Source organism: Nonomuraea sp. NPDC004186 (assembly GCF_053603495.1).
Genome location: NZ_JBSGFQ010000008.1, coordinates 209,210 through 222,670 on the forward strand (window position 1 = coordinate 209,210; position 13,461 = coordinate 222,670).

A 13,461-nucleotide genomic window follows, 5' to 3' on the forward strand; every position below is an offset into this window, starting at 1 on the left:
CGCGCGCAGGCTGGCGGTCAGGCGGTGCGGCCCTCCAAACCGGCGATGGTGATCGTGCCGGAGGTGGCGCGCAGGCCGAAGCCGTACCGGAAGCCCTCGCGGGCCTGCGGCGTGGCCAGCGTGGCGCCGATGCCGGCCGTGCGGAGCCGATGCCACCGGCCGCCCGTGTGGGCGAAGGAGGTGATGGTGTCGCCGGACAGCACCAGCGCGAGCCGGTCGCCCGGCGCGAGCGTCAGCGGCGCGTCGCCGGGCGTGTCCAGGAAGCGGCCGCCGACCCGCACGTTGATGCCGGACTGCTTGCGGGTGTTGTTGTACCAGGCGGTCACGTAGGTGTCCCGGTCCTTGACCCAGCCGACGAACACGCTGTCCTCCGGGCTGCCGGTGCCGGCGAACGAGCCGACCGTCACCACGCTGATCGCCTCGGCCGACGACGGCCCCGCCGGGCCCGCCACCAACCCGAAGAAGGGTTGCGCGCCGCTGCCCGCGAACCGGCCGCCGCCGGCCGTGGTCGCCGGCTTGGCCTCGCCGTCGAAGGGCTGGTGCACCGTGTAGCCCGCCGAGGTGTCAGCGGCGAACGTGTCCTGGGCCTCGGCCTTCGCATAGGAGGCGGGGTCGAGCGGTGCCTCCACGTGCGCGTACGCGCTGGCGGCCCGCGCGGACCGGTCGTACGTCGCGAAGGCGCGCACCGGGTAGGCGTCCGGGCGTGGCGAGGTCCCGGGCGGCGGCGTCACCCGCCAGCGCACCGCGAACCGGCCGCCGGGCCGCACCACGGGCGTCTCCGCGTGTCCGAGCGGCTCGGCCGACCAGCCCGGCGGCACGGCAGGCGTCACCTTGACGTGCGTGGCCGGCTTGCGGCCGTCGTTGGTGAAGGTGGCGGTCACCACGGCGGGCACGCCCTGCTCGGTGACGGCCGCGTCCAGCCGGGTGTCGCCCGCGGCGGGCGACCACGCCTGCAGCTCGGTGACGCCGACGTACGCGCCGGGCGGGTTGCCGAACACCAGCCGGATCCTGGTCGTGGTCAGGGCCGGGAACGTGATCCGGTTCAGCGCCGCACCCGGCTCTCGCGGCGTGCGCGCCTGCCCCGGCACCTCCCGCCACGCCGACCCGTCCCAGAACTCCAGCCGGTACGACGCCGGCGCCCGCACCCCGCCCCCGTCGTCGTAGGCGTAGAACCGTACGTCGCTCACCTGGGTCGGCACGCCGAAGTCCACCCCGAGATGGTCCTCCGGGTTCGGGGAGCGGTAGTTGGTCCAGCGGCTGTGCGGGACGTCGTCGTAGAAGATCCGCCCGTCCACCGCGTCCCACACGTTGTCGATGCCGTTGGTGTACGACGCGAACGGTTTGGGGTAGCCGGTTCCGTACGGATTTGCGGCGTCGTTGCCGGGACGCGAGGAGCGGTCGGGCGCGACGGCGGCCGGCACCCGGGCGGTCAGCTCGCCGAGCGCGGATCGCGCGGCGGCGAGCCTGCCGTTCACGTAGACGCGCAGTCCCTTGCCCTGGCCGTACCTGGTGCCGTCGCGGTCCCACAGCACCGTCACGTTGTGCCCGTGGTACGGCACGTTCTCCAGCGCGAAGTGGTCCCACTCCGCGGGTGCCAGCGGGTTCACCACGACCTTGCCGTCTGCCTGCGGGCGCAGCCCGATCAGGCCGCTGATCACCAGGTCGTCGAAGGTGGAGTGGTTGTAGTGCTCGCTGTGCCCCCGCGCGTCGTAGATCCAGCGCGGCTCGTCGGGGTGGTGCGCCTCGGCGACGTACGGGTGGCCGTCCTTGTACTGGGTGAGCGCGTAGCCGCGCAGCACCCGGTAGTAGTCGGCGGCGGTGACGACGTCCTGGTCGCGGTCGTTGAGCAGGTTGGCCATGGCGGTGAGCGTGGTCGAGGTCGAGTACGGCCAGCTCGGGCCGTCCCAGCGGCAGCAGCCGCCGAGCGCTTCCCGCATGAAGAAGGGGCTGCGCCGCTCGGCCGTGGTCGGCCCGTACGGCGCGGCGAACCCCTGCGGGTCCAGCAGCTGCGCCCACGCCTTCTCGGTCCCGGGCTTGGCCATGCCGAACGCCCACGGCACGAACCCGATCTGCTCCCTCGTGGAGACCAGCTTCCGCTGCGGGTCCAGGTCGGCGCGGGCCTTGTGGTAGAAGAACTGCCGCTCCGGGTCCCACAGGTAGCGGTGCAGCGCGTCGCGCAGCGAGGCGGCCCGCCGCTCGAACGTCCTGGACAGGGCACCGTCACCGCGCATCCGGGCGATGGCGGCGATCGCCCTGGCGTCGCCGTACTGGTAGGCGTTGAGCGTCGGCCGGTAACCCGCGCCGCCGTGGTAGGGATCGGCCGGGTCGGTCTCGTAGGAGGAGGCGGTGTACTCCATCGCGTCCCACACCGGCACCGACCAGTACAGGCCCAGGTCCTTGTCGTACTGGCCGCCCCACTTGTCGTACTGGCGGACCAGGTCGGGCAGCAGTCTCTCGGCGAAGGACGCGTCGCCCGTGACGAGATAGCGCTGGTAGGCGGCGTCGGCCGCCCACCAGGCGTACTGGTGCGCCCAGTCGTCGGTGTCCTTGTTGAGGTACTCCTCCTTCGGCTTGGGGCTGCTGCCGGGGCCCTGCAGCCAGTACGTGAGGTAGTCGTCGATCGGGCGGGTGTCGCGCAGCCAGCGGCCCTCGTACACGTGGTGGCCGGCGGCCGCGACGATGCCGCCGAGCGGCGCGGCGTAGCCGGGGGCGTTGTGGAACTCGGTGATGATGTCGCCGGTCGCGGAGTCGGTGTAGCGGATGTGCCGCTTGTAGGTGCTCCAGCGGTAGTAGTAGACGTCCTGGATCTCCCGGTCGGGCACCTCCAGGAAGGGGATGTTCGCCTCGTACCACTCCGGCTCGGCGTATCCGGCCAGCAGCGCCCGGTGGTCGAGGAAGGCGGTGCCCGGGCCGACCTCGGGGTATACCGGCGGGGGTTTCGGAGTGGCGGCGTTCGCCGGGGTGATGGTCAGGGCGGTCGGCGCGACCAGCGCCGCGAGCATCGCGAGCGCCGCAGCCGTGCGTCTCATGGTCACCTCAAGCGTTCTCGGGGGGTGACAGTAGACCGCTCAGATCCGATCGCACACGTGGATCGAATCTGACCGATATTGACCACATATTGACCAGTCGCGAGCGAAAACGCAAGATGTGTCCGGGAATGTGCGCCGACGTGATGTGGCGTACTGCTCCCCCAATCCCGCACTCTTGCACGGCCCGGCGTGGGGTCCGCGGTTCGCTGAGGCGTATGAGGAGGCCGGCGGTGTGCTGGCCGCGACCGCGGGGGAGCGGCTGTACCGGCAGGTGCGGGACGGGCCGGCGTGCTCAGAAGAAGTGCGGTTGGTGTCGCAGCCATGAAGGGAGGCGGGGAGGGCAGAGTTGACGACACGTGCCGTGGAGGAGCGGCTGGATGCCTATGTCACCGCTCTGAGGACGCACTGGCCTGAGCCGGGGGTGGTCCAGGGTGGCTCTCTCACTTCATCTCGGCCCGGTCATCGGCTCGCCTCATCCGCGTAGCGGCTCAGGCGCTGCGCGGTTGTCTCCAGGTCGGCGGCGGCCGCGGTGCAGGCTGCGAGGTGGGCGGTGACCGATGCGTGCAGCCAAGGCGGTGCCTCGCCGTCGGCCTTCAGCCGTGCCTGGATCGCGCGCAGGCGCTCGGCGCAGGCGGCGAGGGCGCGGGCGTCTGAGCGCAGGATTTCGGCGTGGGCGGTGATCGCGGCGATGTGGGCGGGCATGGCTCCTCCGTCAGATGGGCGGTACCGGGACGGCGGCGTCACGGAGCGTCTGGCGGGTGGTGGCTGACAGGCACAGCAGGGGGCGGGCGCCGTCGAGTCCCAGTTGGCGGAGCTGGTTGGCCAGTGGGTGGGTCGACTGTGGTTCGATGAGCAGCCGAAGTGATGGCGCTGGGTGGAGCCGGGCTTGCCCGCGGGTCCGTATGGAGGATCGCAGCACGGTACCGGTGTCGCGTGTGTAGCCGACGAGGCCGGGGTCGTTCAGGGGTAGTCCCGGGCCGAGTCGTCCGCGCAGGGTGAGGATCTGGTCGGCGGTGACGTGGGCGGTGCGGGTGCTGAGCCGGAGTTCGAGGGGTGTCAGGTACGTCTGGCCGCCCCACAGTTGCGGGCCGAGGGCGCGGACGATCGTGGTGTCGACTGCGGAGCCGATGAGGAAGCTGCCGGAGTGGCGTAGGTCCGCGGCTCGCAGTAGGTCGGGCCAGGCGGTGATGCTGGGGCGTCGTCTCGGCGGGTTGGGCCACGAGCGTCGGTGGAAGGGGCCGGGTATGACGATGCCGATGTGCAGTTCTCCGTAACGGCCGGCGCTGGTGTGTCGGTTCCAGGCGGTGTGTATGGCGATCAGCGTCCGGCCTGCCACTTGTACGGCGGGGCCGAGGCCTGTGTCTTCCAGTAGGTCGGCCGTGGTTGTCGGGTGTGCGGTGAAGTATGCCGTGAGGGCGTTGCCGTCGCGGGTTCTGATGGGTAGTTCGATGGTTCCTTCGGGGGTGTCCATGGGGTGGGTGGGCACGGTGAGGAAGGGAAACTCGTCGGGGTCGGGTGGGCGGTCGAACAGGAGGTATGCCTGGGATCGTACGACTTGTCCCCGGAAGGGTGTGAGGCGTTCGTCGATGTGGTCGCGGGCTTCGGGGAGGTCGTGGGTGATGTTGGCGAGGTAGTGCTCGATGCTGTGGCAGTGGGGGAACAGGTGGGTGGAGTCGCCGTAGTCGACGACGTACCAGTCTGGGTGCAGGTCGAAGCAGGTGCCGGCGCCCTGTCCGTCGAGGGTGGGGATGATGTCGTGCTGGTTGGTGACGCTGGCTACCCAGGTGCGTGGGTCGGCGGGGTGTTTGAAGTCGATGGGTGAGCCGATGGCGACGGCGTGGGTGATGGTGTGGCGGGTGCAGAAGTCGGGGTCCTGCGCGAGGTTCATGATCGCTGCTCCGCCTGCGCTGTGCCCGATGAGTGCGAGTTCGGCGCCTGGAGGGGGTCCGTAGTCGGTGACGGCTTGGGCGAGGGCGCGGCTGTAGGGGCTGCTGGACAGGACGGCGCTGCTGAAGGCGCCGAGCAGGTCTTGGGGTGATTGGCCGTCGGGGCGTCCTGCTCGCATGCCTGGTGCGTGGAGGACGTGGCGGATGACGCCGTCGGGTCCTTGGATGCTCTGGATGAGGGCTCGTCCGGTGGTGCCGATGGTGCTGATGTTGGTCAGGAAGCCGAGTAGTGATCCGTGTGTGCACAGTTGGGCGGACTCGGTTGTGGTCAGTTCGATTCGGCGTGCGGCGCCTTCTCCGGTGTCGAGGATGGCGATGGCTTTGTTGCTGATGCCGGTGATCGGGTCGGCGGTGGCGAAGCCTTTTCCTGTTGCGATGAGCCAGGCGGTGGTGTCGTTGAGTGGGTTCTCGTCGAGTAGTGCGCGTAGTGCGAGGATTTCGCCGAAGATCGGGGCGAGTTGGCTGAGTGCGTGTACGGTGCCGCGGTCTTTGAGCAGGGCGCGTAGGGCTCGGATGGCCTCGAGGTCGCGGTCGGCGGCGGCTGCGTTGATGAGCCGGGTGAGCATGGGGTCTTCGGTCAGTTCGGGGTGGGTGAGTGCGACGGCTGCTATGCGTAGCCGGAGCGATGTGGCCAGTACGCGTATGGCCAGGCTTTCGACGCCGAGTATGGCGCCTGCTTTGGCGGTTGCGGTGGCGAGTCGGTTGCCGGTGAATGCGTACCCGAGGCCTTGTTTGTTTGTTGTGGCCTTGAGCAGCGCGCGGTAGGCGGGTTGGGCTGCGGAGGGGGCGTGGGGTAGGGCGCGTAGCAGTGCGCTGTCGGTGAGTGCGGTGGTGGTGTGTGCTGCTGCGTCCTGGACGGTGACGGCGATGTCCACGAGTTCGCGGGCCATGGTGCGCAGTCGTGCGGCGGTCGGGTCGTTCTCTGCGGTCATGATGGGGTCCGGTGGGACATGCTGACGTGGCGGGGGGTGGGGTCTTCCGGTGTGTTGCGGCGCAGGATGTCCGAGAGTGTGCGTGTGGTGGCGAGGACCCGTATGCCTTGGGGGGAGAAGGTGGCGGCGTTGAAGATTCGCGGGGCCAGCAGGGGGTTGGTGAGTGCTTGGGAGAAGGCGTCGATGGCGATGATTTTGGTGAGGAGTGGAGGCAGGATCGCGGTGGGGGATCCGGGTTCTTCGGCGAACAGGCCGACGTACAGGTCGATGTCGTTCACGTCGTGGTAGAGCTCGCGCAGTGCGCTGCTGACCCGCTGGTCGCTGGAGATCTGCTCGAAGGTGCGCACTTTGGGGAAGCGGCAGTGTTCGCGGTAGCTGTTGTAGGGGGCCAGGTCGAGTGCCCGGGAGTCGGCGATGCTGGCCACGTCGATCTCGCGTAGGACGGGGTCGGTGTTGAACAGGCTGATGCGGCCGGCCCGTTGGCGGGAGGCGTCCTCGAAGAGTTGTCCGAGGCCGGGGCCGGGGATCAGTGCGCTGCCGAAGAAGGTTTGGGTCATCGGCAGGTCGTGTCCGCCTACTGACAGGTGGGACGGGATCAGGCTGTGCCAGCGGTAGACGAGGTTGAACTCCACCGAGGCCCAGTTCTGCCGGTGCCAGGGTGCGTGGGCCAGTGTCGCCGACAGCCGGGGGTCGAGGGTGAACCGGAAGTGGTAGGGGGTGATGTGGTTGATGTATTCCTCGACGACCAGTTTGATGAGCAGCACGATGAGGATGTTGCGGGCCGTTTGGAAGAGTCGCTCGTCGTCCCAGTGCGGGTGTTCCTGTGTGAGCAGTCGCGCGATCCTGTTGTGCTCACGCAGGAACAGCACGGTGAGCATGGTGAAGCCGATCTGGCCGTTGCCGCGGTCGCTGCCGGTGGCGAACAGCGTGTCGCGTTGCGCGTCGGTGAGCTGGTCGAAGCGGATGACGCTGAGCGGGGTGAACTCCGGCTTGATCTTGCCGTTCTCGCACAGGTAGGGCGGGAACTCGCCGCCGTTGAGGAGCTGGCTCTTGAGCAGTCCGCCGTCGAATGTGCGTAGTGCGGCCGTCGCGGCCTCGTTGAGGCCGTACACCTGGTTCAGGTCGATGTGGTGGTTGGAGCTGTTCTTGCGTGGGTCGCGCGGGGTGTTGGTGTCGCCGCGCAGGAATCCGTCGGTGAACCATTGGGCGAAGTATGCGAAGAGCACGGTGGAGCGCGGGCAGGGGATCATGGATTCGCCGCGGGTGAACAGGTTGCCGGCGCTTTCGGGCGTGGGACGGTTCTCTTCGGTGGCGGGGACCGGGGGCAGGTGTCTGCCGCTGTAGGTGCGGTCGGTCAGGGAGGTCCACGAGGTGTAGTCGGCCATGGTGCTCAGGGGCTCGGGGCGTGGTGGCATCTCGCGGATGGCGTGGTCGATCAGTGAGGCGTTGATCCGGCGCCGGATCGGCCGGCTGCTCTGGAGGAGGTCCCAGATTGGCCGGCCGTTGGTCAGGGCCAGGAATCTGAGCCGGTTGGCGAGGCCATCCGTGGCGATGGTGCGTGCGCGTGATCGGCTTGCCGCCATCGTCAGCCTTCCCGCCCGTCGGTGCCGAGCTCTTCGGTGCCGGGCTCTTCGGTGCCGAGCGCGAGGGTGAAGGTGTCGGGGAAGATCCCGAGTGTCCGTTCGACGTGGCCCGCGGGTGGCGGGAGCGGGCGCACGCCGGGGCGCAGGAGCAGGCGGCGTACGGTCTCGGCGATCACTACGTCGGCGACGTGCACGCCGAGGCAGGCGTGATGGCCGGAGCCGAAGAACAGGTGATGGTGGCGGGGGCGGTCGAGGCGGAATTCGTCGGGTTCCGGCACCACGGCCGCGTCGAACATGGCGGAGGCCGGTGCCGCGAGCACGAAGGTGCCTGCGGGGATCAGCGTGCTGCGCGGGGTGCCGGCGGCCAGGACGTGGTCGCGTTCGCACAGCCGGGGAAGGAGTTTGAAGAACGGGCTGAACCGCAGTGCCTCCCAGACGTACGGGTCGAACTGTTCGGGGTCTGCGGCGGCGGCCGTGGCCTGGGCGAGTATGTGCGGGCGTAGCAGGAGTTGCTCGACCGCCTCGACCATGGCTCCTGGCGCGCTTTCCACGAAGCCCAGTGGCAGTCCGGCCATGTTGATCACGATGCGGTCGTCGGTCACGGAGGCGCCGGCGGGCAGGGAGGAGCGGGCGAGGCGGGTGAAGATGTCGTCGGGGAGGTCGCGTCCGGCTCGCAGGGTGGCCCGGTGGTCGGCGAGGCGGTTTCGCAGGTATGCGACCAGTTCGGTGCCTGCTGTGACGGAGGCGGCCTGGATCTGCGGGTCTCCGTGGAAGTTGGCGAAGCCGTCGGCGACGATGGCGCGGGTCCATCGGCCCAGGGTCTGCGGGTCGGGGCCGGGTATGCCGAAGTATCGTGCGCACACGCCGAGGGCGACGGGGCGGAACAGCCCGTTGACCGTTTCGAGGTGTCCGTCGGGCGGGGCGGCGTCGAGCAGTTCGTCGGCGAGGCGGCCGGTCAGCTCGCGGACGTCGGCCGCGTCGCGCGGGTCGAGTATGAGCTGCATCAGGCCTTTTTCGCGCCAGTTCATCGGGGTGGCGTCCCTGCCCAGCATGAACGGGGAGCCCAGTGCGGCGTCGAGGCGGGGGCCGAAGGCGCGTACCGAGAAGACCTGTTCGTGGGAGAGCACTTCGGTGACGTCGGCGAAGCGGGTGACGACCGTGAAGGCGGGGGTGGCGAAGATGGGGCGGCGCTCGCGCAGCTCGGCGAACAGGCTCCGCCAGTCGGTACGCATCCACTCCCGGACCAGGCTGAACGCGGACATCGGGTCCCGGGCCAGCGCCTCGTCGTATCTCTCGAGATGGCCGCCCGTGGTCGCCTGATCGACAGCACCCATTCCGTGGACCTTCCGCCTGATGTCGGAGCGCACAATGATGATCACGTTGTGCAATCACAATCTAGGGATGCGTCGCGCCTTTTCTTCATGACGACCGAGTGCAGTGTTTTGCTTCCTCAGGGTAATCGCTCCGTTACTGTCAGGACATTGCCGCAGTCCATGGGCCTGGCCGTTCAATTAGGAGCCTGATCGTCCTGTACCGCTCATGGGAGGAAACGTGTCGTCACCCATGCCGCAGCCGGGTACGGCGGAGACGGTGACGGTCACCACCGGCCGCCGCACCGCGTATCTGGTCGTCCTGGTCGTGCTGCCCGTGTTGCTGCTGGCCCTCGCGGTGCCGGCCGCCTGGGGGTGGGGTATCGGCCTTCGCGACCTGGTCATCGCGGTGGTGATGTATCTGGTGAGCATCTTCGGGATCGCCATCGGCTATCACCGTCTCTTCACGCACCGCGCGTTCAAGGCCAACCGGGGGCTGCGGATCGCGCTCATGCTGGCCGGTGGCATGGCCGTCGAGGGTCCTGTCACGCTGTGGGCCGCCGAGCACCGCCGCCATCACAAGTACGCCGACCGTGAAGGTGACCCGCACTCGCCGTGGCGTTACGGCGACGGCGGCCTGGCCCTGCTGCGTGGCATGCTGCACGCTCACATCGGCTGGTTCTACACGGCCCATCAGCGCTCCAGCCGGCGGCATTGGGTGCCGGACCTTCTGGCCGACCCGGATGTGCGGCGTTTCGACGCCGCCTACCCGGCGGTGGTCGTCCTGTCGTTCGCGCTCCCGGCCGCCGCGGGCGGGCTGTGGTCGATGTCATGGTCGGGCGTGTGGAGCGCGTTCCTGTGGGGTGGTTTGGTCCGCTATGCCGTGGTGCATCACGTCACCTGGTCGGTGAACTCGATCGCGCACACCTTCGGCGACCGTCCGTTCCGTACCAGGGATCGTTCGTCGAACGTGTGGTGGGTGGCGATGCTGACGCTCGGCGAAGGCTGGCACAACTGGCATCATGTGGAGCCGACGTGTGCCCGGCACGGTGTGCTCAGGGGCCAGTTCGACCCCAGTGCGCGGCTGATCCGCTGGTTCGAGCGGGCGGGCTGGGCTCACGGCGTACGCTGGCCGAACCCCGACCGCCTGACGACCCACCGCACCGACCGCAGTCCGGACCACAGCCCCGATAGCGGGGCCGACTCCCTGCGATGACGTGTCGTCGTGCCGCCTGATCCGCTCCAGGTCGAACACGTCGCACCAGATGGCGGCGACCAGTTCTTCGGCGGCTCCGCGTGGCCGGGTGTCGGCTGTGTCGCTCATCTCGCCGGCCGTCCGAGCGTCGGCTCGGCAGTGGTGTTCATGATCGGCTCCAGACGCTGTAGAGGCCGGCGGTGCCGGTGCCGGTGATGAGGAAGTCGAGGTCGGTGCTGCGCAGCCAGGTGTCGCTGAGCGCCGCCGGGTCGGCTCCCGGGCGTCCGGTGTCGGCGGCGAGCTGTGACCAGAGTCCGTCCAGCCGTTGTCCGGCGGCGGTGCAGGCGATGTCGGCCAGGTCGAGCGCGGTCGGGTTGCCGCGCTCCGCGAGGTCGGCCGCGCGGGCGAGGACCACGGAGATGCCGAGCAGTTCGGCCGCGATCCGGCCGACGAGGGCGAGGAGCCGTTGCCTGGTCAGCAGCTTGTCCAGCGGGATCTCGCTGGTTGCGGCCCGGCCTCGGGCGGTCCGCCGGGCTCGTAGAACGGCCGCAGGTTCGCCTCCGCCGACCACAGGTCGAGCACGAATTCGACGCCGCGAGCCCCCCGCAGACTGCGGGCGTCCCGGAAGCATGCAGCGCAGAGGGGATGGACAACGTCGGCATCGTCGTCGCCGAGGGGCGTTGGGCAGCGCGTCTCGACGACCAACGAGTCGACGTGGCGATGATGCGGACCCCGGACGGCCACGGCCGGATCGAGCCGGCGAAGTAGCACACACCGAAGGCGATGGGATCCCCATGGTCTTGGCCGAACATCCAACGGACCTGGCTCTGACCTGCAGTGCGTGTGTTGGGGCGGGGCGCGCCTACGAGCAGCGGCACGATCGCTGAAAAAAGTCAGGGCACGAGCCGTGGAGGATGTCGAGAATGCGATGCCGGCTCCGTCCCAGGAACACCAGCGGCCACGAACCGGCCGCGTGATGAAGGAGACCGAGCATGACGATCCAGCGGATGGACAACGTCCTCATCGTTGTCGACGACCTTGACGCCGCCATCGCGTTCTTCGTCGAACTCGGCATGGAGTTGGAGGGCAGGGCGCCGATCGAGGGGCGTTGGGCGGAGCAGGCGGAGCGTGTCATCGGGCTCAACGGGGTTCGGCAGGAGGTCGCGATGCTGCGGATCCCGGGCGGCGTCGGCGGGATCGAGCTGGCGATGTTCCACACGCCGAAGGCGATCAGCGCCGAGCCGAAGGACGCGCCGGCGAACACGCTGGGCATTCGCCGCGTCATGTTCGTCGTCGACGACATTGAGGACGTCATTGCCCGCCTGCGCCCCCACGGCGCCGAACTCGTCGGCACGCTGGAGCAGTACGAGGGCAGCTACCGGCTCTGCTACGTCCGCGGCCCCGAGGGCATCATCGTGGGCCTGGCCCAGCAACTCGGCTGACGGTCCGTCGCGGCCGACCAGGGCGATCCGGCTCGCGCACACCGGACGCATGTCCTTTCCCGCCATCAGCAATCACCCTCGATCCCGCAAGCCCGGAGAAAAGCCGGGGCGGATCAAGAAAAAGATCCTAGGAGAAATGACCGTGGAGCCGAACGAGGTAACCGAGGTTCTGAACCGGCCGCTCAGCCGGGAACTGCTGGCCCGCGACGTGACCCGCCTGGCCTATGTCGCCAAGGACGGCACACCCCGCAACCTCCCGATCATCTTTGCCTGGAACGGCTCGGAGATCGTCACAGGTGAAGATCAGCCGGAGCCGGTCGTCGTCGATGGCGCCGACAGGCTCGGGCGGGGCGTCGTCGTAGGACATCTGAGCCTCCTTGCGCTTGTCGTCGTGCTGGACCCGGTCGATGGCCTTGCGGTTGGCGGTGGTGGTCGGCCAGGCGCCCGGGTTGGGGGCAGGCCGTCGGCCGGCCACCGCTCGACGGCGGTCGTGAACGCCTCGCCCGCTGCCTCCTCGGCGACCGAAGCGCCTGGTCAGGGTGCCACCACCCGCGCCCACTCGTCGTAATGGTCCCGGATGATCACCCCTCGACGCTCACTGGAACGGCCGCACCTCGATCTTCCGATCGCAGACCTTCGACGCCTCGGCGGCGAGCTTGAGCGCCACATCCAGATCAGGGGCCTCCCACACCCAGACGCCGGCGAGGTACTCCTTCGACTCCACGAAAGGCCCGTCGCTGAACACCGCCTGCTCGCCCCGGTTGTCGATGACCGTGGCCGCGTCGGTGTCCGCGAGTCCGCCCGCGAAAACCCAGTAGCCCTCGGCGATCAGTCGTTCGTTGAACGCGCTGATGGCAGGCAGCCTGTCCGTGCTGCCGGGATTGCTCTTGTCATCGATCACGGAAACCAGGTACCGCATCTGAGGATCATCTCCTGTGGTGCCAAGACAGCGTGGTTCGGTGGTCAGGGACTTCAGACTCTTGCATACCGCGGGCGCCCGGCCGGCCGGTAGACCTGGGTCGTCACGCCCTTGGAGTCGACCCGCGACTCGACCAGGCCGAGCGCAAGATCCGGGCCGGTCTCCGGGAACAATCGCGTGCCCTGGCCGAGACCACGATCAGAGTCATCTCGTCGACCAGATCGTTCTCCAGCAGCCACCGGGTCAGGGTGCCACTGCCGTGCACCTGCAGCTCACCCCCGGGCTTGGCCTTCAGCTCACTGATGGCCGCCGCGAGGTCACCGCGGAGAACGGTCGTGTCCTCCCAACGTGGCGCGGTGAGCGTGGTCGAGGCAACGTACTTGGGGGCCTCGTTCAAGGCCACGCCGACGGGATGTGCGCGCATCCGGCCGATCGATCCCCAGGAGCCGGCGAACAACTCGTAGGTGCGCCGGCCGAACAGGAACGCCTCGGCGCGCCGGTAGGTCTGCGTGATGAACGTCCTGGTCTCATCGTCACCCGCCCCCAGGGCCCATCCGCCGCGCTCGAATCCGTTCCTGCGACCCTCCTCCGACGCGCCGCCGTTTCCCTGCACCACTCCATCGATGGTCACCTGAGTCACGGTCGTCAGCTTCATGATCGCGGTTCCTTCCACGGTCGATCGCGAAGATCCTGACCAGTGGTGGCGGGCGTCGAACGGCTCGGGCGCGTGGGCAACCTCGCGGCTCTGCTCGCGCTCCACCAGGTCGCGCTGGAGCAGTGCGCCGCCTTTGCTGACGGCGCCGGACCGGCCGAGCGCAAAACGTACCGTGCCTATGCTGCCCGCATCGCCGCCGAAGCCGACCCCGGCCGGCTGCGCAGTCCCCGCCGTCGCACATCACGGCCCCATCGCCCTGCCGCAAGTCGTGACCTGCGAAACGCTCTTGCGAGGCCGCATCCGAACGGAAAAGTCGCGGCAAGCCGCTCAACTGAGCTCCGCTGACGGGACTTTCCGAGGCTGCTATATCTGTCAAGTGGTTGCATGAAGGGGTTTTGGTGCGCGTTCGAGGAGCTTGAACAGTTGTCGGGAAAGGGCTCGTTTGAGGCA

12 protein-coding genes are annotated in these 13,461 nt (G+C 68.9%); 4 read left to right on the forward strand and 8 right to left on the reverse strand.

What is annotated here, in order from left to right; translation table 11 throughout:
• Positions 1 to 17 precede the first annotated feature (17 nt).
• The 5 genes from ACWEPL_RS09495 to ACWEPL_RS09515 all read right to left on the reverse strand — a co-directional run bounded on the left by ACWEPL_RS09495 (position 18) and on the right by ACWEPL_RS09515 (position 8,824).
• A complete protein-coding gene (locus tag ACWEPL_RS09495) occupies positions 18 to 3,029 on the reverse strand; it encodes an MGH1-like glycoside hydrolase domain-containing protein (RefSeq protein ID WP_452435727.1) in 3,012 nt (1,003 codons plus the stop codon).
• Between the two features lie 459 nt (positions 3,030 to 3,488).
• Positions 3,489 to 3,731, reverse strand: a complete 243-nt coding sequence (locus ACWEPL_RS09500) for a hypothetical protein (protein ID WP_452435728.1) — start codon at positions 3,729 to 3,731, stop codon at positions 3,489 to 3,491.
• Between the two features lie 10 nt (positions 3,732 to 3,741).
• Positions 3,742 to 5,865 (reverse strand): hypothetical protein, encoded by a 2,124-nt coding sequence (locus ACWEPL_RS09505; protein WP_452435729.1) that lies wholly within the window; start codon positions 5,863 to 5,865, stop codon positions 3,742 to 3,744.
• 38 nt (positions 5,866 to 5,903) lie between these two features.
• On the reverse strand, positions 5,904 to 7,490 hold the full coding sequence (locus tag ACWEPL_RS09510) for a peroxidase family protein (RefSeq protein WP_452435730.1): 1,587 nt from the start codon (positions 7,488 to 7,490) through the stop codon (positions 5,904 to 5,906).
• Between the two features lie 2 nt (positions 7,491 to 7,492).
• Entirely contained in the window at positions 7,493 to 8,824 is a 1,332-nt protein-coding gene (locus tag ACWEPL_RS09515; protein WP_452435731.1) for a cytochrome P450, read from the reverse strand.
• 217 nt (positions 8,825 to 9,041) lie between these two features.
• On the opposite strand from ACWEPL_RS09515, the gene ACWEPL_RS09520 reads away from it, so the two are divergent.
• The gene (locus ACWEPL_RS09520; RefSeq protein WP_452435732.1) at positions 9,042 to 10,016 is read left to right on the forward strand and encodes an acyl-CoA desaturase; all 975 of its coding nucleotides are present in this window, start codon (positions 9,042 to 9,044) and stop codon (positions 10,014 to 10,016) included.
• Positions 10,017 to 10,161: 145 nt separating this feature from the next.
• On the opposite strand, the gene ACWEPL_RS09525 is transcribed toward ACWEPL_RS09520, so the two are convergent.
• Positions 10,162 to 10,566, reverse strand: a complete 405-nt coding sequence (locus ACWEPL_RS09525; RefSeq protein ID WP_452435733.1) for a hypothetical protein — start codon at positions 10,564 to 10,566, stop codon at positions 10,162 to 10,164.
• 74 nt (positions 10,567 to 10,640) lie between these two features.
• On the opposite strand from ACWEPL_RS09525, the gene ACWEPL_RS09530 reads away from it, so the two are divergent.
• From ACWEPL_RS09530 to ACWEPL_RS09540, 3 genes are all read left to right on the forward strand, one after another.
• A complete protein-coding gene (locus tag ACWEPL_RS09530; protein WP_452435734.1) occupies positions 10,641 to 10,763 on the forward strand; it encodes a hypothetical protein in 123 nt (40 codons plus the stop codon).
• Positions 10,764 to 10,987: 224 nt separating this feature from the next.
• Positions 10,988 to 11,437: a VOC family protein gene (locus tag ACWEPL_RS09535; protein WP_452435735.1), complete on the forward strand. Its 450-nt coding sequence runs from the start codon at positions 10,988 to 10,990 to the stop codon at positions 11,435 to 11,437.
• Between the two features lie 49 nt (positions 11,438 to 11,486).
• Positions 11,487 to 12,005, forward strand: coding sequence for a hypothetical protein (locus ACWEPL_RS09540; RefSeq protein ID WP_452435736.1), 519 nt, complete (start codon positions 11,487 to 11,489; stop codon positions 12,003 to 12,005).
• A gap of 27 nt (positions 12,006 to 12,032) precedes the next feature.
• Here the strand turns inward: ACWEPL_RS09540 and ACWEPL_RS09545 are convergent, their stop codons facing one another.
• Both ACWEPL_RS09545 and ACWEPL_RS09550 read right to left on the reverse strand, forming a co-directional pair.
• Positions 12,033 to 12,356: a YciI family protein gene (locus ACWEPL_RS09545; protein WP_350730763.1), complete on the reverse strand. Its 324-nt coding sequence runs from the start codon at positions 12,354 to 12,356 to the stop codon at positions 12,033 to 12,035.
• Between the two features lie 103 nt (positions 12,357 to 12,459).
• Positions 12,460 to 13,011: a dihydrofolate reductase family protein gene (locus ACWEPL_RS09550; protein ID WP_452435737.1), complete on the reverse strand. Its 552-nt coding sequence runs from the start codon at positions 13,009 to 13,011 to the stop codon at positions 12,460 to 12,462.
• Between the last annotated feature and the right edge of the window lie 450 nt (positions 13,012 to 13,461).

Coding starts and splice junctions, on each gene's coding strand:
- ACWEPL_RS09550 (WP_452435737.1), bottom strand. CDS start 13,011: ATGAAGCTGACGACCGTGACTCAGGTGACCATCGATGGAGTGGTGCAG.
- ACWEPL_RS09505 (WP_452435729.1), bottom strand. CDS start 5,865: ATGGCCCGCGAACTCGTGGACATCGCCGTCACCGTCCAGGACGCAGCA.
- ACWEPL_RS09535 (WP_452435735.1), top strand. CDS start 10,988: ATGACGATCCAGCGGATGGACAACGTCCTCATCGTTGTCGACGACCTT.
- ACWEPL_RS09510 (WP_452435730.1), bottom strand. CDS start 7,490: ATGGCGGCAAGCCGATCACGCGCACGCACCATCGCCACGGATGGCCTC.
- ACWEPL_RS09530 (WP_452435734.1), top strand. CDS start 10,641: ATGGACAACGTCGGCATCGTCGTCGCCGAGGGGCGTTGGGCAGCGCGT.
- ACWEPL_RS09540 (WP_452435736.1), top strand. CDS start 11,487: ATGTCCTTTCCCGCCATCAGCAATCACCCTCGATCCCGCAAGCCCGGA.
- ACWEPL_RS09495 (WP_452435727.1), bottom strand. CDS start 3,029: ATGAGACGCACGGCTGCGGCGCTCGCGATGCTCGCGGCGCTGGTCGCG.
- ACWEPL_RS09545 (WP_350730763.1), bottom strand. CDS start 12,356: ATGCGGTACCTGGTTTCCGTGATCGATGACAAGAGCAATCCCGGCAGC.
- ACWEPL_RS09515 (WP_452435731.1), bottom strand. CDS start 8,824: ATGGGTGCTGTCGATCAGGCGACCACGGGCGGCCATCTCGAGAGATAC.
- ACWEPL_RS09500 (WP_452435728.1), bottom strand. CDS start 3,731: ATGCCCGCCCACATCGCCGCGATCACCGCCCACGCCGAAATCCTGCGC.